Origin of the sequence: Mycobacterium angelicum (genome assembly GCF_002086155.1) — a bacterium.
GTDB classification, from domain to species: domain Bacteria; phylum Actinomycetota; class Actinomycetes; order Mycobacteriales; family Mycobacteriaceae; genus Mycobacterium; species Mycobacterium angelicum.
In genome coordinates, this window is sequence record NZ_MVHE01000005.1 from 207,138 (window position 1) to 226,834 (window position 19,697).

At 67.5% G+C, this 19,697-nt stretch carries 16 protein-coding genes; 8 read left to right on the plus strand and 8 right to left on the minus strand.

Translation table 11 applies throughout. The annotated features are described in order from the left end of the window. Positions 1 to 18 precede the first annotated feature (18 nt). The 3 genes from BST12_RS06040 to BST12_RS06050 form a co-directional block, all read right to left on the minus strand. Entirely contained in the window at positions 19 to 2,889 is a 2,871-nt protein-coding gene (locus BST12_RS06040) for an MMPL/RND family transporter (protein WP_083112094.1), read from the minus strand. Next, positions 2,886 to 3,314 carry an MmpS family transport accessory protein gene (locus tag BST12_RS06045; RefSeq protein WP_083112095.1) on the minus strand — a complete coding sequence of 143 codons (429 nt, stop codon included), beginning with the start codon at positions 3,312 to 3,314 and terminating at the stop codon, positions 2,886 to 2,888. Before BST12_RS06045 ends, BST12_RS06040 begins: the two co-directional genes overlap by 4 nt. 190 nt (positions 3,315 to 3,504) lie before the next feature. Further along, entirely contained in the window at positions 3,505 to 4,734 is a 1,230-nt protein-coding gene (locus tag BST12_RS06050) for an aminotransferase class I/II-fold pyridoxal phosphate-dependent enzyme (RefSeq protein ID WP_083112096.1), read from the minus strand. Positions 4,735 to 5,011: 277 nt separating this feature from the next. Here BST12_RS06050 and leuC point away from each other — a divergent pair, with 277 nt between their 5' ends. From leuC to BST12_RS06065, 3 genes are all read left to right on the plus strand, one after another. Continuing rightward, positions 5,012 to 6,427 (plus strand): 3-isopropylmalate dehydratase large subunit, encoded by a 1,416-nt coding sequence (leuC, locus tag BST12_RS06055; RefSeq protein ID WP_083112097.1) that lies wholly within the window; start codon positions 5,012 to 5,014, stop codon positions 6,425 to 6,427. A 27-nt stretch (positions 6,428 to 6,454) separates the two neighbouring features. Then, the gene (gene leuD, locus BST12_RS06060; protein WP_083112098.1) at positions 6,455 to 7,051 is read left to right on the plus strand and encodes a 3-isopropylmalate dehydratase small subunit; all 597 of its coding nucleotides are present in this window, start codon (positions 6,455 to 6,457) and stop codon (positions 7,049 to 7,051) included. Positions 7,052 to 7,273: 222 nt separating this feature from the next. Then, entirely contained in the window at positions 7,274 to 7,873 is a 600-nt protein-coding gene (locus BST12_RS06065; RefSeq protein ID WP_083112099.1) for an HU family DNA-binding protein, read from the plus strand. Between the two features lie 58 nt (positions 7,874 to 7,931). Here BST12_RS06065 and mutT1 read toward each other — a convergent pair whose 3' ends face one another. From mutT1 to cofC, 3 genes are all read right to left on the minus strand, one after another. Then, the gene (gene mutT1, locus BST12_RS06070) at positions 7,932 to 8,876 is read right to left on the minus strand and encodes an 8-oxo-(d)GTP phosphatase MutT1 (RefSeq protein WP_083112100.1); all 945 of its coding nucleotides are present in this window, start codon (positions 8,874 to 8,876) and stop codon (positions 7,932 to 7,934) included. 80 nt (positions 8,877 to 8,956) lie between these two features. Beyond that, on the minus strand, positions 8,957 to 11,176 hold the full coding sequence (locus BST12_RS06075; RefSeq protein ID WP_083112128.1) for an RNA degradosome polyphosphate kinase: 2,220 nt from the start codon (positions 11,174 to 11,176) through the stop codon (positions 8,957 to 8,959). A gap of 102 nt (positions 11,177 to 11,278) precedes the next feature. Then, positions 11,279 to 11,932 carry a 2-phospho-L-lactate guanylyltransferase gene (gene cofC / locus BST12_RS06080; protein ID WP_245850095.1) on the minus strand — a complete coding sequence of 218 codons (654 nt, stop codon included), beginning with the start codon at positions 11,930 to 11,932 and terminating at the stop codon, positions 11,279 to 11,281. A gap of 89 nt (positions 11,933 to 12,021) precedes the next feature. Here cofC and BST12_RS06085 point away from each other — a divergent pair, with 89 nt between their 5' ends. Both BST12_RS06085 and BST12_RS06090 read left to right on the plus strand, forming a co-directional pair. Beyond that, on the plus strand, positions 12,022 to 13,029 hold the full coding sequence (locus BST12_RS06085) for an NAD(P)H-dependent glycerol-3-phosphate dehydrogenase (RefSeq protein WP_083112102.1): 1,008 nt from the start codon (positions 12,022 to 12,024) through the stop codon (positions 13,027 to 13,029). Between the two features lie 76 nt (positions 13,030 to 13,105). After that, the gene (locus tag BST12_RS06090; protein WP_083112103.1) at positions 13,106 to 14,230 is read left to right on the plus strand and encodes a D-alanine--D-alanine ligase family protein; all 1,125 of its coding nucleotides are present in this window, start codon (positions 13,106 to 13,108) and stop codon (positions 14,228 to 14,230) included. A 55-nt stretch (positions 14,231 to 14,285) separates the two neighbouring features. On the opposite strand, the gene BST12_RS06095 is transcribed toward BST12_RS06090, so the two are convergent. After that, a complete protein-coding gene (locus tag BST12_RS06095; protein WP_083112104.1) occupies positions 14,286 to 14,822 on the minus strand; it encodes a DUF3515 domain-containing protein in 537 nt (178 codons plus the stop codon). 77 nt (positions 14,823 to 14,899) lie between these two features. On the opposite strand from BST12_RS06095, the gene BST12_RS06100 reads away from it, so the two are divergent. The 3 genes from BST12_RS06100 (at position 14,900) to BST12_RS06110 (ending at position 16,929) form a co-directional block, all read left to right on the plus strand. Beyond that, entirely contained in the window at positions 14,900 to 15,871 is a 972-nt protein-coding gene (locus BST12_RS06100) for a thiamine-phosphate kinase (RefSeq protein ID WP_083112105.1), read from the plus strand. Positions 15,872 to 15,958: 87 nt separating this feature from the next. Further along, a complete protein-coding gene (locus BST12_RS06105; protein ID WP_083112106.1) occupies positions 15,959 to 16,249 on the plus strand; it encodes a DUF1330 domain-containing protein in 291 nt (96 codons plus the stop codon). After that, positions 16,246 to 16,929, plus strand: coding sequence for a uracil-DNA glycosylase (locus BST12_RS06110; protein WP_083112107.1), 684 nt, complete (start codon positions 16,246 to 16,248; stop codon positions 16,927 to 16,929). The genes BST12_RS06105 and BST12_RS06110 overlap by 4 nt, the downstream gene beginning before the upstream one ends. 54 nt (positions 16,930 to 16,983) lie before the next feature. On the opposite strand, the gene BST12_RS31895 is transcribed toward BST12_RS06110, so the two are convergent. Next, positions 16,984 to 19,374, minus strand: coding sequence for a PE family protein (locus BST12_RS31895; protein WP_425437387.1), 2,391 nt, complete (start codon positions 19,372 to 19,374; stop codon positions 16,984 to 16,986). Positions 19,375 to 19,697 lie beyond the last annotated feature (323 nt).

A 19,697-nucleotide genomic window follows, 5' to 3' on the forward strand; every position in this document is an offset into this window, starting at 1 on the left:
TTGTGTATTTCGAAATCACTAAACCAGCTGGGCGCTACGCACCGGCTCGACGCGCTGGGGTGCAGGCTGTGGGATTGCGTGGGTGTGCACTCGGCGAGGCCACCAGAACCAGCGCCCCAGCAGGGCCGCGATCGCGGGCATCATGAATGAGCGCACGACGAGGGTGTCGAACAGCAGCCCGATCATGATCGTGGTCCCGACTTGGCCGACCACGCGCAGGTCGCTGGTCACCATCGAGCCCATTGTGAAGGCGAATACCAGCCCGGCGATGGTGACCACCCGGCCGGTGCTGGCCATCGACCGGATCATGCCGGTTCGCAGGCCCGCGCCGATCTCCTCTTGGAAGCGGGCGACCAGCAGCAGGTTGTAGTCGGATCCGACGGCCAGCATCACGATCACGGCCATCGGCAGCACCAGCCAGTGCAGCGGCATGTGCAGGATGTGTTGCCACACAAGGACCGACATCCCGAACGCGGAACCCAGGGACAGGGTGACCGTGCCGACGATGACCGCGGCGGCGACCACGCTTCGAGTGATCGCGAGCATGACCATGAAGATCAGGCACAGGGACGCGACGACCGCGATCAGCAGATCGTAGGTGGTGCCTTCGCGCATGTCTTTGTAGATCGACGCGGTGCCGGCGAGGTAAAGATTGGCATCGGCCAACGGCGTTCCTTTGACTGCCTCGCTGGCGGCCAGCAGGATCGGGTCGATGTGCGAGATGCCTTCGGCCGTAGCGGGATCACCCTTGTGAGTGATGATGAACCGCGCCGATTTTCCATCGGGGGAGAGGAACAGCGTCAGGCCGCGTTTGAAGTCGGGATTGTCGAATGCCTCGGGCGGCAGGAAAAACGAGTCGTCGTTCTTCGAACCGTCGAGTGCCTGCCCCATTGCGGTCGCGTTGCGGGTCATGTCGTCCATCTGGGTGACCAACGCCGACAGGGTGCTTGCCGTGGTCTGCACGAGTCCTTTGACGGTCTGCATCGTGGCGATCAGCGGCGGCAGCAGGGCGAGCAATTGCGGCTGCAGCGAGTCGAGGCGGTCGACGTCGTCGGTGAGATGGCCGACGTCCTCGGCGAGCTTGTCGACACCGTCGACGGCGTCGAACAACGACCGCAGCGACCAGCACACCGGGATGTCGAAACAGTGGTGTTCCCAATAGAAGTAGCTTCTGATCGGTCGCCAGGTGTCGTCGAACTCGGCGAGCTGGTCCCGTAATTCGTCGGTGTTGGCGCGCATCTGTCTGGTGTGGGCATCCATGACGTGGGTGGCGTCGGTGAGGTCGCGGACCACCTCTTGCTGGCGCGTGGTGATGTCGATCATGTGTTGTAGCTCGTCGATCATGCTGTACATGTCGCCGATTCGCTTCTTGAGGTAGTCGACGTTCTCGATTGTCATCGCGCTTTGCATATTGAGCTGAAACGGAATCGAGCTGTGGTCGATCGGGGAGCCCAACGGTCGGGTGATGCCTTGTACCCGAGCGATTCCCGGCAGGTGGAAGACGCCCTTGGCGATCCGGTCCAGCAGCATCATGTCCGTCGGGTTGCGCAGGTCGTGATCGGCTTCGATCATCAGCACCTCCGGTTCCATGCGGGCCGCCGGAAAGTGGCGGTCCGAGGCGAGGTATCCGATGTTGGACGGAGCGCTTTGCGGGAGGTAATGGCGTTCGTTGTAACTGGTTTGATACTTGGGCAGGGCGAGCAGACCGATGAGTGAGATCAGCGCCGTGCCGATCAGGACCGGGCCGGGCCATCGCACGACCATGGTGCCGATGCGCCGCCAATGCCGAGTGGTGGCCGTGTGTTTGGGCTCGAAGACGCCGAATCCGCCGCCGAGGGCAATGATCGCCGGAGCCAGGGTCAGCGAGGCCAGGATCACCACCAGCAGACCGATCGAGCACGGCGCTCCAAGGGTCTGGAAGTAGGGCAACCTGGTGAGGCTCAGGCAATAGATCGCGCCGGCAACGGTCAGCCCCGAGCCCAGGACCACGTGGCTGGTACCACGAAACATGATGTAGTAGGCCAGGTTTCGGTCATGTCCGGCACTGCGCGCCTCTTGATAGCGGCCGATGAGAAAGATGATGTAGTCCGTCGAGGCCGCGATCGTCAGCGTGGTCAACACGTTGATGGCGAAGGTGGACAGGCCGATGATGTTGTGAACGGCGAGGGTGGCGACAACGCCGCGGGCCGCAAGCAGTTCGATCCCGACGGTCAGCAGCATGACGACAACGGTCGAAAGTGACCGGTAGGCAATCAAAAGCACGATCGCGATCACGACGACTGTGACGGCGGTGAGCCGTTCCAGGCTGCGGTTGCCGGAGGTGTCTTGATCGGCGTCGAGTGCGCCGGGTCCGGTCACGTACGCCTTGATCCCCGGCGGCGCCACCACACTTGCCACGATGTGCGCAACCGCGGCGACGGATTCGTGGGCCCGCGCGGTGCCCTGGCCGCCAGCGAGATAAAGCTGCGCGTATGCCGCTTTGCCGTCGGCGCTTTGCGAACCGGCGGCGGTCAGCCTGTCGCCCCAGAAGTTATCGATGTGTTCGACGTGCGTCCGGTCTCCGGACAGCGCGGCGATCAGGGCGTCGTAGAACCGGTGCGCGTCGTCGCCGAGTTTGTCTTTGCCTTCCAGCACAACCATCGCGGTGTTGTCGGAGTCGAATTGCTGAAAGTCTTTGCCGATGCGCTTCATGGCGATCAGCGATGGAGCGTCGTTGGGGCTCAACGCCGCGGAGTGTTCTTCGGCGACCGTCTGCAACTGTGGCGCCAGCAGATTCGCGCCAATCGTCAGCGCCACCCAGACCAGCACGACCGGAAGTGACCACCGGTGGATGAACCGGGCGATAGGCCAGTCGCGGGTGTTGGCTCGGGCCGACTTGCGGTCCCTCATGCAGATTTCACCAGGCAACTGCTCGCGGCATTGTGAGCACCGACCGAACGCTCGGCGCGGACCACGCCATTGACCGTGATCCGGCAACCCAGCGCCGCACCGTCGCCCTGCGCCACCACGTGGGCGACCACCGCGGTCAGTGTGGTCTCGATCGTCAGCGACCACGGTATCGTCGCGCCCACCACCTGGTGCGGCTGCGCCTCGGCGTCCAGATAGTTGATCGTGGTGACCGTTCCGGGCGGCCCGAAGATCTCATAGCGAACGTATTTGGGGTTGAAGGCCACGATCGGGTCGGCGTTGCCGGCGTCGGGCACATAGCGATGTGAGCCGAACACTCCGTGCAGTCGCATCACCACTGCTGCCCCGACTACGAAAACGACGACCATAACGATCGGCACCCACATCCGCCTGGCAAAGCCGATCATCGAACTCCTAAGCCGATCATCGAACTCCCGTTCAGTCTTGTCTGCTGGCAAAACTTGACTGCTCGCTGTCCCGCGCCGGCGGTCGTAGAATTCCTTCATTAGGTTGGACTATTCCCGCGAAAATGGCGTCATGCGTGTGGAAACGTGCCCTTTTTGATGCCGCTCCGTTGCCGTGCGCCGGTTTAATTGCCTACCGCTCAGGCGAGTGCCCGGTCAGTTCTTTATAGACCGACGCGATGCCGTTCACGGTGGGTTCGACATCGGCAATCTCGTGGCATGCGGTGGGAATCAGGCGCAACTGCACGATTCCGGGCGGTACCACCGGGTATGTCACCGCTGAACAGAATATTCCGTGCTCTTCACGCAATCGGGCCAGAAAGGTGAGGGCGGCCAGCGGGTTCAATGGCAGGTAAACGGGGGTGACAAGGCTGTTTGTCTTGCCGATATCAAACCCGTTGTAGGTCAACGACCCCTGCAATTCGGAGGCCACGGCGTGCGCTTGTTTGCGCAGATCGTCACGGGTACGCAGTAGTTGCACACGTACCCGGACCCCCGCGACGATCGGCCAGGGCAGGCCCCTGCTGAAGATCTGCGAGCGCATCGTGTAGCGGAGCTTCCAGATGATGTCGGCTGCCGAGGCGACGAATGACCCGATGCTGCCGACCGATTTGGCAAGCGTCGAGTAGTAGATGTCGATGCCGTCTTGGACACGCTGTCCATGCCCGGTACCGCTGCCGCTCGGGCCCATGGCCCCGTAGCCGTGCGCGTCGTCGACGAGTAGCCGGAAGTCGTATTTCTTTTTGAGTTCGACGATCTCGCGTATCCGGCCCTGGTCCCCGGACATCCCGAAAACTCCTTCGGTGACCACCAAGACCGCGGTATCGGCGGTTCGCACCCGGTCGATCTCGGCAAGGCGCGCCTCGAGCTGGTCGATGTCATTGTGCGCGAAGGTGCGGGTCTGGCCGCCGCCGCTCTTGTGCAGCCGAATCCCGTCGATGATGCACGCGTGGTTCTCCGCGTCGGACACCACCCAGTCCGAGGGGGAGGTAAGGGCATCGATAAGCGAGACCATGCCCTGGTAACCGTAGTTGAGAACGAATGCCGCCGGCTTTTTCGTGTGGTCCGCCAGTTCGCTTTCCAGCTGCTCGTGCGCATCGGTTTCGGCCGTCATCATTCTGGAGCCCATCGGCGCCGAAAGTCCGTATTGGCGCGTGAACTCCTCCTCGGCTGCCCGCACTTCGGGAAGATTGGCAAGCCCGAGATAATTGTTGTTGCTCCACACGATGTGTTCGCGATCGCGCCACATCATGCGGTTACCGATATCGCCGGTGAGCTTGGGATATGTGCCTACTCCGTGCACAGCATGTGAAATTTGCGCCAAGGGTGCTTCGCTATTGAGGAACTTATCGAACAGATCCATTTTGCTCCAAAGTAAACGCGCCCTGGTTTCCGGTGAAACAGTAGCTCAGCACCCCTGGTTTTACTACGCGTTCGGCATATCGAGCGTTATAGCATTAGGCCGCTGTATCGCTGCGCCAGAAGCGACATCGCCGGCCGGCCGCGGACGGCGGCGCCCGGCTTTGCCGGGCACGCTGATGCCGGTATGCTGTCTCACTAGAAGATACTTGCGTCTCGCATCGTGAGACGTCACGCGAGTTCAGCATTGGCGAGCCGCCCATTACAGAAACGAGGCGAAAATGGCGCGCACGATGGCCGAGAAGGTCTGGGACGACCACGTCGTGGTGCGGGGCGAAAACGGTGCACCCGACTTGATCTATATCGATCTGCATCTGGTGCACGAGGTGACCAGTCCGCAGGCGTGCGACGGCCTGCGTCTTGCCGGCCGCCCGGTGCGACGCCCGGATCTGACTATTGCCACCGAGGATCACAACGTGCCCACGGTCGACATCGACAAGCCGATCGCCGACTCGGTGTCACGAACCCAAGTGGAGACGTTGCGCCGAAACTGCGCCGAGTTCGGCATCCGGCTGCATCCGATGGGCGACATCGATCAGGGCATCGTGCATGTCGTGGGCCCGCAACTGGGCCTCACCCAACCGGGAATGACGATCGTCTGCGGCGACAGCCACACTTCGACGCACGGCGCATTCGGCGCGATCGCAATGGGCATCGGCACCTCGGAGGTCGAGCACGTGCTGGCCACCCAGACATTGCCGCTGCGGCCGTTCAAGACGATGGCGGTCACCGTCAATGGGGGGGCCGATGGACAACTGCCCCCCGGAGTCTCGGCCAAGGACATCATCCTTGCGCTGATCGCCAAGATCGGTACCGGCGGCGGGCAGGGACATGTCATCGAATACCGCGGCAGCGCCATCGAATCGCTGTCCATGGAAGGCCGAATGACGATCTGCAACATGAGCATCGAAGCCGGCGCCCGGGCCGGGATGGTGGCTCCCGACGAGACCACTTTCGAATTCATCCGGGGTCGCCCGCACGCACCGACCGGCGCCCAGTGGGATGCCGCGCTGGCGTATTGGCAACAGTTGCGCACCGATCCCGGCGCCGTCTTCGACACCGAGGTGTACCTCGACGCGGCATCCTTGAGCCCGTTCGTCACCTGGGGCACCAACCCCGGCCAGGGTGTGCCGCTGGCCGCGGCGGTGCCCGATCCGGAGCTGATGACCGACGATGCGCAGCGCCAGGCCGCCGAGAAAGCGTTGGCGTACATGGACCTTCGCCCCGGCATCCCGATGCGCGATATCGCGGTGGATGCGGTGTTCGTCGGTTCGTGCACCAACGGGCGCATTGAGGATCTGCGGGTCGTGGCCGACGTGTTGCGCGGCCGCAAGGTGGCGCCAGGCGTGCGGATGCTGGTTGTTCCTGGCTCCATGCGGGTGCGCGCGCAGGCGGAAGCCGAAGGGCTCGGCGAGGTTTTCACCGCCGCGGGCGCCGAATGGCGACAAGCGGGATGCTCGATGTGCCTGGGAATGAACCCCGATCAGCTCGCGCCGGGGGAACGCTGCGCCGCGACCTCGAACCGCAACTTCGAAGGGCGCCAGGGCAAGGGAGGGCGAACACATTTGGTGTCGCCCGCGGTTGCCGCAGCCACGGCGGTACGCGGCACCCTGTCCGCGCCGGCCGATTTGAATTGAACTCACCCAGAAAGAAAAAGGAAGCGCATGGAAGCCTTTAACACCCACACCGGTATCGGTGTGCCACTGCGGCGGTCCAATGTCGACACTGATCAGATCATTCCGGCAGTCTTTTTGAAGCGCGTCACCCGAACCGGTTTCGAGGACGGCTTGTTCGCGGGATGGCGTTCGGATCCCTCATTCGTGCTCAACCTCAGTCCCTTTGATCGGGGCTCAGTGTTGGTCGCTGGACCCGATTTCGGCACCGGATCTTCTCGGGAGCATGCGGTCTGGGCGCTGATGGACTACGGATTCCGAGTGGTTATCTCGTCTCGGTTCGGCGACATTTTTCGCGGGAACGCCGGCAAGGCGGGGCTGCTGGCGGCCGAAGTCGACCAAGACGGAGTCGAACTTCTTTGGAAGCTCATCGAGCAGAGTCCGGGGCTGGAAATCACTGCCAATCTTCAAGATCGAATTATCACCGCGGGAACGGCGGTGCTGCCGTTCAAGATTGACGATCACACCGCGTGGCGACTACTTGAAGGTCTTGACGATATAGCCCTTACGCTGCGGAAACTCGACGAAATCGAATCTTTCGAGGCGGCCCGCCCGGACTGGAAACCGCGAACATTGCCCATCCCGTGACGGGCTGAACGGGGCGGAATTTCACCGTTGCAAACCGCGGCAGTGCGGGTATGCGGGCACGATTTTGTCCCCGCGCCACCGGTCAAGGGCGGCAATCGGATTCCGAGAATATCGATCGCCGGCGCCTGAAATTGCGCGTGGCTCTTGGCAATTTGCCAGGTCAGGGTTTACCGTGTCCACTAGTCGGTTCCAAAACGAGGACCACTGGCTTCGGAGGGTTGGATGAACAAAGCAGAGCTCATAGATGTGCTCACACAGAAATTGGGCTCGGACCGTCGACAAGCGACCGCCGCCGTTGAGAATGTCGTCGACACGATTGTGCGTGCGGTACACAAGGGCGACAGCGTCACCATTACCGGTTTCGGTGTGTTCGAACAGCGCCGCCGCGCAGCGCGCGTGGCGCGCAATCCGCGTACCGGCGAGACGGTGAAGGTGAAGCCGACGTCGGTCCCGGCGTTCCGTCCCGGCGCTCAATTCAAAGCGGTTGTGGCTGGCGCACAGCGTCTCCCGTCTGAAGGCCCCGCGGTGAAGCGCGGCGTGGTCGCGAGCGCGGCAGCCAAGAAGGCGGCAAAGAAGGCGCCGGCTAAGAAGGCCGCCAGCAAGGCTCCGGCTAAGAAAGCGGCCACCAAGGCTCCGGCCAAGAAGGCAGCCACCAAGGCTCCGGCCAAGAAGGCAGCCACCAAGGCTCCGGCCAAGAAGGCAGCCACCAAGGCCCCAGTTCGCAAGGCGGCCACCAAGGCTCCGGCCAAGAAGGCCGCAAGCAAGGCTCCGGCCAAGAAGGCTCCGGCCAAGAAGGCTCCGGCCAGGCGCGGTCGCAAGTAAGTTCGTAAAAGCAAATACCCTTCGGGCGGCAGCGATGCCCCCGAAGGGTATTTGCGTGTTAGGCGCGCACGTTGGCGGCCAGTGCGCCGCCGATGTGGTCGGCCGCGATGAGCTTGCCACCCGATAGCGACAGCACCCAGGTACTGCCTTTGTGGTTGCGCGATTTGTCGGGGCGTATCCCGTCGCGCTCACACCACCACGCGATCAGGTCCGGAATTACCTTGCCCTGCGAGCAAATCACCGGTGTGCCTTTTTGCGCGGCGATCCGCAGCGCCCGATGGCGGCCGCGTTTGGGGTTCTTTGCGTAGGCCTCTTCGGACAGGGTGGGCTCGTTGCGAATCGGCACATCCAACTCGGCCGCGAGCGGCTCTACCGTTTGATGGCAGCGCACCCGGTCGGCCGCGTGCACGTCGGTGACGCCGAACGCCAGCAGCTGGCCCACCAGAGCCTCTGCCTGTGCGCGCCCCTTCTTGTCCAACGGACGTTTGTTGTCGTCGCCGGAGAAACGCTGCTTGCTGCCCGCGGTGCCGTGCCGCACCACCAGAACGGTGTGGGTGTCGGCGGGTTGTTTGGCGAACCGGCGCAACACCTTTCGGTCCGGTGCGTAGTCGAGCTTCTTCATCGCGTCGGCAATCGGCAACCAGATCAGCTCGTCGACCTCGTTGCCGGGAACGAATTTTCCGCCGGTGCTGCGCGCCGCCCAGTAGTGCACCTTCTTGACGCCCTGCTCGATCGGATAGGTCACCGTGGTGAGCCGCCGGCCAAGGTGCGCATGGTGACCGGTCTCCTCGAGCACCTCCCGGACGGCCCCCATCGGGGCCGTCTCGCCCGGGTCCACTTTGCCCTTGGGCAGCGACCAGTCGTCATAACGGGGGCGATGAATCACCGCGATCTCCACCGGCTTGCCGGAATCGGCTTTGCCGGGACGCCACAACACCGCGCCGGCGGCATAGACGACCCGGTCTCCCGGGCGTCGGCGGGCCGACGAGTTCTGGATCGACACTTCAACTCCTGCAGGTCAATTCGCGAGGGCCGCTCGCGGTAGTCAGTGTGGCCCGCAAAACCGCAATCAAGTGCACAGTGTCAGGGACTGGTATGCCTTTCCATCAGCGATACCTGATGATCGCGCACGTTCTGGCCGTCCTGAGGCGAGGCGGTCCATTGTCCGTCGGACCCCAGCTCCCAACAGCGGGTGGACGGGTCGAGCGCGGACTCGAACAAGTCGTCGAGTTGCGCGGTCAATCGTGGATCCTTGACCTGAACCATGACCTCGACGCGCCGGTCGAGATTGCGGTGCATCATGTCGGCGCTGCCGATCCAGAATTCGTCGATGGCCCGGAAGTGAATGATCCGCGAGTGTTCCAGGAAACGGCCGAGAATCGAGCGCACGACGATGTTTTCGGAAAAGCCCTCGGTGCCCGGGCGCAGCGCGCAGATGCCGCGCACCACGACCTCGACCCGCACGCCTGCTTGCGATGCGCGGTACAGCGCATCGATGACCTGTTCGTCGACAAGGGCATTCATCTTGAGCCGGATATGGCCTCTTCCTTTGGCCGGGCCGTCTTCACGGTGAGCGGCAACCTCACGCTCGACGCGCTCGATGATGCCGGTGCGAATTCCGTGTGGCGCCACCAACAGATTTCGGTAGGACAGCTTGCGCGAGTAGCCGGTCAGCGTGTTGAACAGATCGGTGAGGTCGGCGCCGATGTCGGGAGCCGCCGTCAGCAACCCGACGTCCTCGTAGAGCCGTGCGGTCTTGCCGTTGTAGTTGCCGGTACCGATGTGGCAGTAGCGCCGAATGACCGAACCCTCGCGGCGCACCACCAGACACGTCTTGCAGTGCGTCTTGAGCCCGACGAATCCGTACACCACGTGCACGCCCGCCTGCTCAAGCTCGCGTGCCCAGCGGATGTTGGCCTGCTCGTCAAAGCGGGCCTTGATCTCCACCATCGCCACCACCTGCTTGCCGGCTTCGGCCGCGTCGATCAGAGCCCGAACTATCGGCGAATCACCGGAAGTGCGATACAGCGTCTGTTTGATGGCGAGCACATTGGGGTCCGCGGCGGCCTGCTCGATGAAGCGCTGCACGCTGGTGGAGAACGAGTCATACGGATGGTGCACCAGCACATCGCCTTCGCGCAGCGTGGCGAAGATGCTCTTGGGTGTCTCGCGGTCCGCGAACGCCGGGTGGGTGGCTGGCACGAATGCCCGGTCCTTGAGGTCTGGCCGGTCCAGGCCGTACACCTGCCACAACGACGACAGGTCCAGCAGCCCCGGCACTTCGATGACATCACCGGGATGCACGTCGAGTTCCCGCAGTAACAGCTCCAGCATGCTTTCGGTCATGTCGTCGGCGACTTCGAGCCGCACCGGCGACCCGAACCGGCGGCGCGCCAATTCCCGCTCCAGCGCCTGCAGCAGGTCTTCGTCGCGGTCCTCTTCGACCTCGAAGTCCGCGTTGCGGGTGATCCGGAATGCGTGATGCTCGACGACCTCCATGCCGGGGAAGAGCACCGGCAGGAACGCGGCGATCAGTTCTTCCATTGGCAGGTACCGGACTACGCCGTGGGCGTCTGACCCATCGGCTGTGCCGGGGCCTTCGAGTTCGACGAAGCGATTGACGTTGTCGGGCACCTTGACTCGGGCGAAATGCTGGGTGCCGTCGCCGGGCTGACGGACCGTGACAGCCAGGTTCAGGCTCAGCCCGCTGACGAACGGGAACGGGTGGGCCGGATCGACGGCCAGCGGTGTCAGGACCGGGAAGACCTGCTCGTTGAAATAGGTCGACAGTTGGTCGCGCTCAGCATCGTCCAAGTCGGCCCACGCGACTATATAAATGCCTTCGTCGCCGAGCGCGGGCAACACCGAATCGAGGAAAACCCGCGCATGCCGGCTCGCGATCCGCTGGGTCTGTTCGCCGATGCGGGCCAGTTGCTCGCGGGGGGTCAAACCGTCCGCCGAGCGCACGGACAGGCCCATCTCGTCGCGGCGCTTGAGGCCGGCAACCCGGACCATGTAGAACTCGTCGAGGTTGGAGGCGAAGATGGCCAGGAACTTGGCGCGCTCCAAGAGCGGCAACGAATTGTCGGCGGCCAGGGCGAGCACGCGCGCGTTGAAGTCCAGCCAGCTCAGTTCCCGGTTGAGGTAACGATCTTCGGGCAACAGATCGCTGATCGCGTTGGCGGTCGCAGCGGGAGGTGCGGCAAGGGCGGAGTCGTCTGGATCCCAGGCGTTCTCGTCGGCACTCATCTCTGCCTCTGGGCTGGCGTCGATTTCAGTCACCTTGCGATCATTGCTTATCACCCGGTCGTGCGGCCAGCGCCCGGGCGACATCCATCCGTCGTTGGCCCGGCGTTCATCGGGCGGACGCTTGACCGGAGCGGCTATCGGCGCATCAACGTCGCATCAGCGGCGTGCGAAGGCACGTGCGGTCGCGGGTCCCACCCCGAGCCGGCGGGCAGCCGTCAGGTCGGCGGGTGTGTCGACGTCACAGCGCAGTCCGGGCCACGCACCGGTCAGCTCGATGGCACCCGAACGACGGTGCCGCGCGGACGAATCCGCCCCGAAGTGTGGATCGAGCGCGGTTCCGAAGGCGCACAGGACGGCCGTTCCGGTACCCAGCCGGTCCGCGACGAAACTGCGTTGGTGCTGACGGGCGGCGGCGATCGCCTCGGTGAGTTCCTGCGTCTGCAGTGCGGGCAAATCACCTTGCAGGACAACAAGATTCGGGGTGGATCCGGACACCGCGCGTTCGGCGGCGACGATGGCGCTGTTCAGCGGATCGGGATCGCCTGCCGGTGTCGGGTCGGCCAGCACCTCGGCTCCGAGCCGGGCCGCGGCGGCGGCCGCCGCTTCGTCGGGCGTGATGACGCTGATCGAGCGCACTGCTGCCACTCGCGCCGCCGCGCTCAGGGTGTCCACCAGCATGGCCAGCACCACGCTTTCGCGCGTCTGCGCCGAGAAGACCGGCGCCAGCCTGGTCTTGGCCGCGGCCAACCGTTTCACGGCGATGATCAAGCCGACGTCACCCGTACCCGCACCCCTGCCCTCAAGGCCCACGAGCGCCACATTAGCGTGACGCCAACCCATCGCCGGGTCTACTGTGTAGCGGCTGCAGGTGGGCGTAACGGACGACACAGGGGTGGTAGATGGCCGGCACGGGAACCGTCGCGGTGATGGGAGCTGGTGCGTGGGGCACGGTCCTGGCCAAGGTGCTCGCCGACGCCGGCGGCGAGGTGACGCTCTGGGCGCGCCGGGCCGAGATCGCCGATCAGATCAACGCCACCCGGTACAACCCCGACTATCTGCCGGGCACACTGCTGCCGCCCGCCGTCCGGGCAACCGCGGACGCGGCCGAGGCACTCAGCGGCGCCACGACCGTGTTGCTGGGCGTGCCCGCGCAGACGATGCGGGCCAATCTCGAACAGTGGTCGGGTCTGTTCGACGAGGCGGCAACCCTGGTCAGTCTGGCCAAGGGCATCGAGCTCGGCACCCTGATGCGGATGAGCCAGGTGATCGTTGCGGTGACCGGATGGGATCCGGCACAGGTCGCGGTGATCTCGGGGCCGAACCTGGCCAGCGAGATCGCTCAGTGCCAGCCGGCCGCCACCGTCGTCGCGTGCAACGACTCCGGCAGGGCCGTTGCGTTACAGCGCTTCTTGAACAGTGGCTACTTCCGCCCGTACACCAACGCCGACGTGGTTGGCACCGAGATCGGCGGAGCCTGCAAGAACGTCATCGCGCTGGCCTGCGGGATGGCGGTCGGCGTCGGCCTGGGTGAGAACACCGCGGCGGCCATCATCACCCGCGGGCTGGCCGAGATCATGCGGCTGGGAATTGCGCTGGGCGCCAAGGGCGCCACGCTGGCCGGCCTGGCCGGGGTGGGTGACTTGGTGGCCACGTGCACCTCACCGCATTCGCGCAACCGGTCACTCGGCGAACGCCTGGGCCGCGGCGAGACCGTGGAATTGGCCATGCAAAGCCGCGACGGGCATGTCGTCGAGGGTGTGACGTCATGCGAATCGGTGCTTGCGCTGGCGTCCAGTTACGACGTCGAGATGCCGCTCACCGACGCCGTGCACCGGGTCTGTCACAAGGGACTGTCGGTGAACGACGCGATAGCCCTGCTGTTGGGCCGCAGCACCAAGCCCGAGTGATATCGGGGTGGCTAAAGCCCAGCTCGCGACGCCAGATCCGACCCAGCGCCGGCTCACCCGGTAGCCTCTCCAGGTTGTGAATGCCAGCGAGCGCCGCGTGCGCGTCGCCGTCGTATTCGGCGGCCGCAGCAACGAGCACGCCATTTCGTGTGTGTCCGCGGGCAGCATCCTGCGCAATCTGGACCCGCAGCGGTTCGAGGTGATCGCGATCGGCATCACCCCGCAGGGTTCCTGGGTGCTCACCGACGGCGATCCCGACGCGCTGGCGATCACCAACCGGCAACTGCCCGCGGTCACCGCCGAATCAGGCACCGAACTGGCGTTGCCGGCCGATCCGCAGCGTGGCGGGCAACTGGTTTCGCTTGCGGGCAGCGCCGGACTCAACGCGGGAGCCGTCCTGGACTCGGTCGACGTGGTGTTCCCCATCCTGCACGGCCCGTACGGCGAAGACGGCACGATCCAGGGGCTGCTCGAACTCGCGGGTCTGCCTTACGTCGGCGCCGGTGTGCTGGCCAGTGCGACCGGCATGGACAAGGAATTCACCAAGAAGCTGCTTGTCGCCGAGGGGCTTCCGGTGGGTGCGTATGCGGTGCTGCGCCCGTCGCGGGCAACACTGGACCGCCAGGAGCGCGAGCACCTGGGATTGCCGGTGTTCGTCAAACCGGCCCGGGGCGGTTCATCGATCGGCGTCAGCCGGGTCTCGAGCTGGGATCAGCTGCCCGGCGCCGTCGCGCTGGCTCGCCGTCATGATCCGAAGGTGATCGTCGAGGCGGCCATCAACGGCCGTGAGCTGGAATGCGGCGTTCTCGAAATGCCGGACGGCACAATCGAAGCCAGCACGATCGGGGAGATTCGGGTGGCCGGTGTGCGGGGCCGCGAGGACGGCTTCTACGACTTCGAGACCAAATACCTCGATGACGCAGCGGAACTGGACGTGCCCGCCAAGATCGACGACGATGTCGCAGATACGTTGCGGCAGTTGGCGATTCGGGCGTTTACGGCCATCGACTGCCAGGGCCTGGCCCGGGTGGACTTCTTCCTCACCGACGACGGCCCGGTGATCAACGAGATCAACACCATGCCCGGATTCACCACGATTTCAATGTATCCGCGGATGTGGGCGGCCACCGGCGTCGACTATCCCACTCTGCTGGCGACCATGGTGGACACTGCACTGGCGCGTGGGGTGGGGTTGCGTTAGGCCAGATGGTGCCGACCCGCTGCGCCCGGCGCGAGCGCCGCGCTTGCGATCGGCACTAGGGGGCCGATGCGGGGTTGATGGGAACCGCGGGCATGGTGTGGTCGATCACTTCGGACAGTTGCTGAATGGGGGTGGGCCCGGATCCGTTGGGCAGCGTGAGCGCCACATACACCGGACGGTCCACGGTGTACCAGGTGGACCTGTTTTCCCCGGACTGTGCGGCGATCTCGAACCACTGCACCCGGTCGACGATCTGAATCGGGGAACCCACCACGAAATCGGCTGGGCGGTCGAGCCCGCAGCGCAGGATCACCGGCTCGCCGCCGGACCCGTCGCGCCAAGCGCTGACGCCCTCAGGCGCGGGCTGCGCCAGGGGGACGCGCTGAAAGTCACCGAGCCGCTGCGGCAGGGCCGCCGTCAGCGACCGGCACGGTGGCGCGGCCGCCTGCGGGGCGGGCACCGCGGCAATGGCCACGGGCTGCGACGACGGATGGCGGCTGGCCGCGAACACCAGAATCACCGCGATCGTCGCAACGGCCAGTGCCACGGCGGCGATGATCACCGCGCGTGGCGGCCCGTCCGGCTCGGGCACCGAACACCTCCGGCTTCTCCTAGACTGGCGCGGGCAGGGGACTCAACTTACCGCAGGTCGGGGAAGGTGCAGGCGACGTGAGCCAGGACGCATCGGGACCGTCCCCGACGCTGGCGCAGCTCGGCGAGTTCGCCGTCATCGACCGATTGGCTCCCGGCCGCCGGCAGCCCGCGGCCGTCACCGTCGGGCCCGGCGACGACGCGGCGGTGGTGACCGCCGCCGACGGACGCACCGCGGTGTCGACGGACATGTTGGTGCAGGACCGGCATTTTCGGTTGGACTGGTCCACACCACACGACGTCGGCCGCAAGGCGATCGCCCAGAACGCGGCCGACATCGAGGCGATGGGCGCGAATCCCACCGCATTCGTGGTGGGTTTCGGGGCGCCGGGCGATACGCCGGCCGAGCAGGTCAGCGCGCTGGCCGACGGAATGTGGGACGAGGCGGCGCGGGTCGGCGCCGGGATCGCCGGCGGCGATCTGGTCAGCTGCCGGCAATGGGTGGTGTCGGTGACAGTACTGGGCGATCTCGGCGGGCGGGCTCCGGTGTTGCGCTCGGGGGCGCGGGCCGGTTCGGTGCTTGCGGTCGCCGGCGATCTCGGCCGCTCGGCGGCCGGGTATGCGCTGTGGCACAACAGCATTGACGGCTTCGACGCTTTGCGTCGCCGGCATCTGGTACCGGAGCCGCCGTACGGGCAAGGCCGCGTGGCCGCGGCGGCCGGGGCTCAGGCGATGATCGACATCTCCGACGGGCTGATCGCCGATCTGCGCCACGTCGCCGAAGCGTCCGGGGTGGGCATCGATCTGAGCACAGCGGCGCTCGCCGAAGATCACGACGCGCTGGCGCGGGCCGCCGTGGCGGTGGACACCGACCCGTGGGAGTGGGTGCTCGGCGGCGGCGAAGACCATGCGCTGGCGGCCTGTTTCGCCGGACCGGTGCCGGCCGGCTGGCGGGTGATCGGACGGGTGCTGGACGGGCCGGCCCGGGTGCTTGTCGACGGCGCCCGGTGGGATGGGTACGCGGGGTGGGAGTCTTTTCCAGCCCGGTGACGATGCCGGCCGGTACGGCCGGAGGTGGGGGCACCACCCGCTTGCGGGGGAGAAGCGGGCAATCTGACGGAGCGCTAGGGTGGCGCGGTGACCGTTTACGCGATCGCCCAGCTGAAATTCACCGACCGGGCGGCATATGACCGGTACCAGGCACGGTTTCTGGAGGTCTTTCGTCGTCATCCGGGGACGCTGCTGACGGCCGACGAATCGCCGCAGGTGGTCGAGGGGCAGTGGGACCGCGAAAAGGTGGTGCTGATGTCGTTTCCGGACGAGGCCGCCTTCTACAGCTGGGCGGAATCCCCGGAGTATCAGGACATTTCGAAGGACCGCCGGGCCGGCGCCAACACGGTCGTGCTGCTGGCCAAGGGGCTGCAGTGACCGCCCACCCGCTCAACGAAATCGTCGAGCAGGGGTGGGCCGCGGCGCTGCAACCGGTGGCCGACCAGGTCGCGCACATGGGGCAGTTTCTGCGTGAGGAGATCGCGGCCGGGCGCAGATACCTGCCCGCCGGACAGAATGTGTTGCGCGCCTTCACTTTTCCCTTCGATCAGGTGCGCGTCCTGATCGTCGGCCAAGACCCCTACCCGACACCGGGACATGCTGTGGGACTGAGTTTTTCGGTTGCTCCCGACGTTCGCCCGCTGCCGCGCAGCCTGTCCAACATCTTCGATGAGTACGGTGCCGATCTGGGTTATCCGCAACCTTCCTCCGGCGATCTGACGCCCTGGGCGCAGCGCGGGGTGATGCTGTTGAACAGGGTCCTCACCGTGCGGCCCAGCAACCCCGCTTCACATCGGGGCAAGGGCTGGGAAGCGGTGACGGAGTGCGCGATTCGCGCACTGGTCGCCCGGTCGCGGCCGCTGGTGGCGATTCTGTGGGGTCGCGACGCGTCCACCCTGAAGCCGATGCTGGCCACCGGCGACTGTGTGGCCATCGAATCGCCCCACCCGTCGCCGCTGTCGGCTTCGCGCGGCTTCTTCGGGTCCAGGCCGTTCAGCCGGGCCAACGAGCTGCTGGCCGGAATGGGGGCCGAGCCGATCGATTGGCGGCTGCCGTGACCGAGATGACGGCGCTGCGCGCACCGATGCGGCGGGACGCTGGCTTGGGTTAGATCAGCCGCCGGCGCCGGCGCCACCGCCGCTGCCGCCGCCGCCGCCGGTTTGACCGATGTTGCCGGAGCCGGGCGTGCCGGCCTTGCCGATGCCGCCGGGGCCGCCTTTGCCGTTGCTGCCCCCGTTGCCGCCGGTGCCGCCGCTGCTGCCGCTGCCGCCGTTGCCGTTGTTGGTGACGCCGCCGCCCCCGTTGCCGCCGTTGCCCCCGCTGCCGCCGTTGCCGCCGCTGCCGCCTGCGCCACCTTGCCCCGTGCCGGCACCGTTGCCACCGACGCCGCCTGCGCCACCTTGGCCGGAGCCGCCGCCGGTGCCGCCGTTGCAGGCGAAACCGCCGTTGCCGCCGATGCCGCCGGTGCCACCGTTGCCGCCGTTGCCGGCGGTGCCGCCGTTGCCGCTGGTACCGAGGGCTTTACCGCCGGCGCCGCCGGCGCCTCCGACGGCGCCGGTGCCGCCGGTGCCGCCCTTGTTGGCATCACCGGTGCCGCCGCTGCCGCCGTCGCCGCCGGTGCCGCCGGTGCCGGCGTTGCCGCCGCTGCCGCCGGCGCCCCCATTGCCGGTACCGGTGTTGTTGCCGCCGGCCCCGCCGGCGCCGCCGGCGCCGGAGTTGCCGCCGGCGCCGCCAGCCCCGTTGACGGTGTTGCCACCGTTGCCGCCGGTGCCGCCGCCGGCGCCGTTGCCGCCGTTGCCGCCGTTACCGCCGGTGCCGCTGCCGGTGGCGATCCCGCCGGCGCCGCCCGCGCTGCCTGCGCCACCGGAACCGCCAGAGCCGCCGACTATCGAACCCAGGCTGTGGCCGCCGTTGCCGCCGGTCCCGCCGTTGGCGCCGGCGCCACCGCCGCCGCCGTTGCCGCTGCCGCTGCCGGTGCCGCCGTTGCCTGCGCTTCCAGCCGCGCCGCCGGCACCGCCGGCGCCGCCGGAAAAGCCGGCGATGGTGGCATTGCCGCCGGTGCCACCGGCGCCGCCGGCGCCGGCGGCACCCCCGTGGCCGCCAGTGCCTCCACCGGCGCTGGCGTTGCCGCCTACGCCGCCGTTGCCGCCATTGCCGCCGCCGCCGCCGCTGGCGCCGTCACCGAGTCCCGCCGAGACGCCGCCCTTGCCCCCGTTGCCGCCACCGCCGCCGTTGCCGCCGTTGCCGCCGCTGCCGCTGGTGCCCAGGGCATTGCCGCCCGCCCCACCGGCACCGCCGAGGCCGCCCTGGGCGCCAGGGGCGCCTTGGTTGGAGTTTCCGAAACCGCCGCTGCCGCCGTTGCCGCCGTTGCCGCCGTTGCCGGCCTGCCCGCCGTTGCCGCCGTTTCCGCCGTTGCCGGTGCCGGTGTTGTTGCCGCCGGCACCGCCGGCGCCGCCTGCCCCGGCGGCGCCGGCCGCCCCGCCTGCGCCGTGGACGACGTCGCCGCCGTCACCGCCGGTCCCGCCGTTTCCGCCGGTCCCGCCGTCGCCGCCGGTTCCGCCGATGCCGCTGCCGGTGGCCGCCCCGCCGTTTCCGCCGGCGGTGCCCGCGCCACCGGCACCTGCCGGTGCGCCGGGGACCGCACCACGGCTGAAGCCTCCGTTTCCGCCATTGCCGCCGTTTCCGCCGGCACCGCCGGCCCCGCCGTTGCCGACGCCGTTGCCGGCGCCGCCGATTCCGGCGGCGCCGCCGGCGCCGCCCTGGCCGCCCTCGCCTCCCGAGTAGCCCGCGGTTTCCGGGACGCCGCCGTTGCCGCCATCGCCGCCGTTGCCTGCGGCACCCCCCTGCCCGCCGGCGCCGCCGCCGCTGCCGCCAGCACCGCCATTGCCGGCAGTGCCGCCGCTGCCACCGTCACCGCCCTTGCCGCCATGGGCGAATATGCCGGGGTTGCCGCCGGCACCGCCCGCCCCGCCAGCACCCGAGCCGCCGCCCTGGCCGCCCTGACCGCCGCCGATCCCGCCGATACCCGCGCCGCCCTGCCCGCCGGCACCGCCGTCGCCGCCCGTGCCGCCGTTACCGCCGGCGCCGCTGCCGCTGCCTTTGGTACCGGCGCCGCCGTTACCGCCGCCGCCGCCGGCGCCGCCGGTTCCGCCGGTGCCGACGGTGCCGCTGTGGCCGCCGTCGGTTCCCGCGCCGGCTGCTCCGGCAGTTCCGCCGGTGCCGCCGGCGGCGCCGTTTGCGCCGTCGCCGCCGCTGCTGCCGGTGTTGCTGCCGCCGTTGCCGCCGTTTCCGCCGGCACCGCCCTTGCCGCCGGTTCCGCCGGCGCCGCCGTTGGTTACGCCGTTGCCTGCGCCGCCGTCACCGCCCTGGCCGCCAGCGCCGCCCTGGCCGCCGGGTGTGCCGGCAACGGGCGTGCTGGGCGAATTTGCGCCGGACGTGCCGGTGAAACCTTGCCCGCCGGTGCCGCCGATACCGCCCTGGCCTCCGGTCCCGATGGCGCCCAGCCCGCCGCCGTCGGTTCCGGTCCCCGCCGCTCCCGCGGTGCCGCCGGTGCCACCCTGACCACCGGTGCCACCCAGCCCGCTGCTGCCGGTGTTGGTGCCGCCGGTGCCGCCCTGCCCGCCCTGGCCACCGATACCGCCGATGCCGCCGGCGCCACCGCCTTGGTTGCCGATACCCGCTCCGCCGGCTCCGCCGGTCCCGCCGTCGCCACCTTGACCGCCCGGTTTGCCTGGCGTGGGGGAGCTGGAGTTGGTACCCGCGCTGCCTTGCCCGCCGGTGCCGCCAGCAAACCCGGTCCCGCCGGTGGCGCCGCTGCCTGCTGCGG

Bases quoted from the DNA above. Each gene is read 5' to 3' on its own strand.
- leuD (WP_083112098.1), top strand. From the start codon at position 6,455: ATGGAAGCCTTTAACACCCACACCGGTATCGGTGTGCCACTGCGGCGG.
- BST12_RS06050 (WP_083112096.1), bottom strand. From the start codon at position 4,734: ATGGATCTGTTCGATAAGTTCCTCAATAGCGAAGCACCCTTGGCGCAA.
- BST12_RS06040 (WP_083112094.1), bottom strand. From the start codon at position 2,889: ATGAGGGACCGCAAGTCGGCCCGAGCCAACACCCGCGACTGGCCTATC.
- BST12_RS06045 (WP_083112095.1), bottom strand. From the start codon at position 3,314: ATGATCGGCTTTGCCAGGCGGATGTGGGTGCCGATCGTTATGGTCGTC.
- BST12_RS06085 (WP_083112102.1), top strand. From the start codon at position 12,022: ATGGCCGGCACGGGAACCGTCGCGGTGATGGGAGCTGGTGCGTGGGGC.
- leuC (WP_083112097.1), top strand. From the start codon at position 5,012: ATGGCGCGCACGATGGCCGAGAAGGTCTGGGACGACCACGTCGTGGTG.
- BST12_RS06065 (WP_083112099.1), top strand. From the start codon at position 7,274: ATGAACAAAGCAGAGCTCATAGATGTGCTCACACAGAAATTGGGCTCG.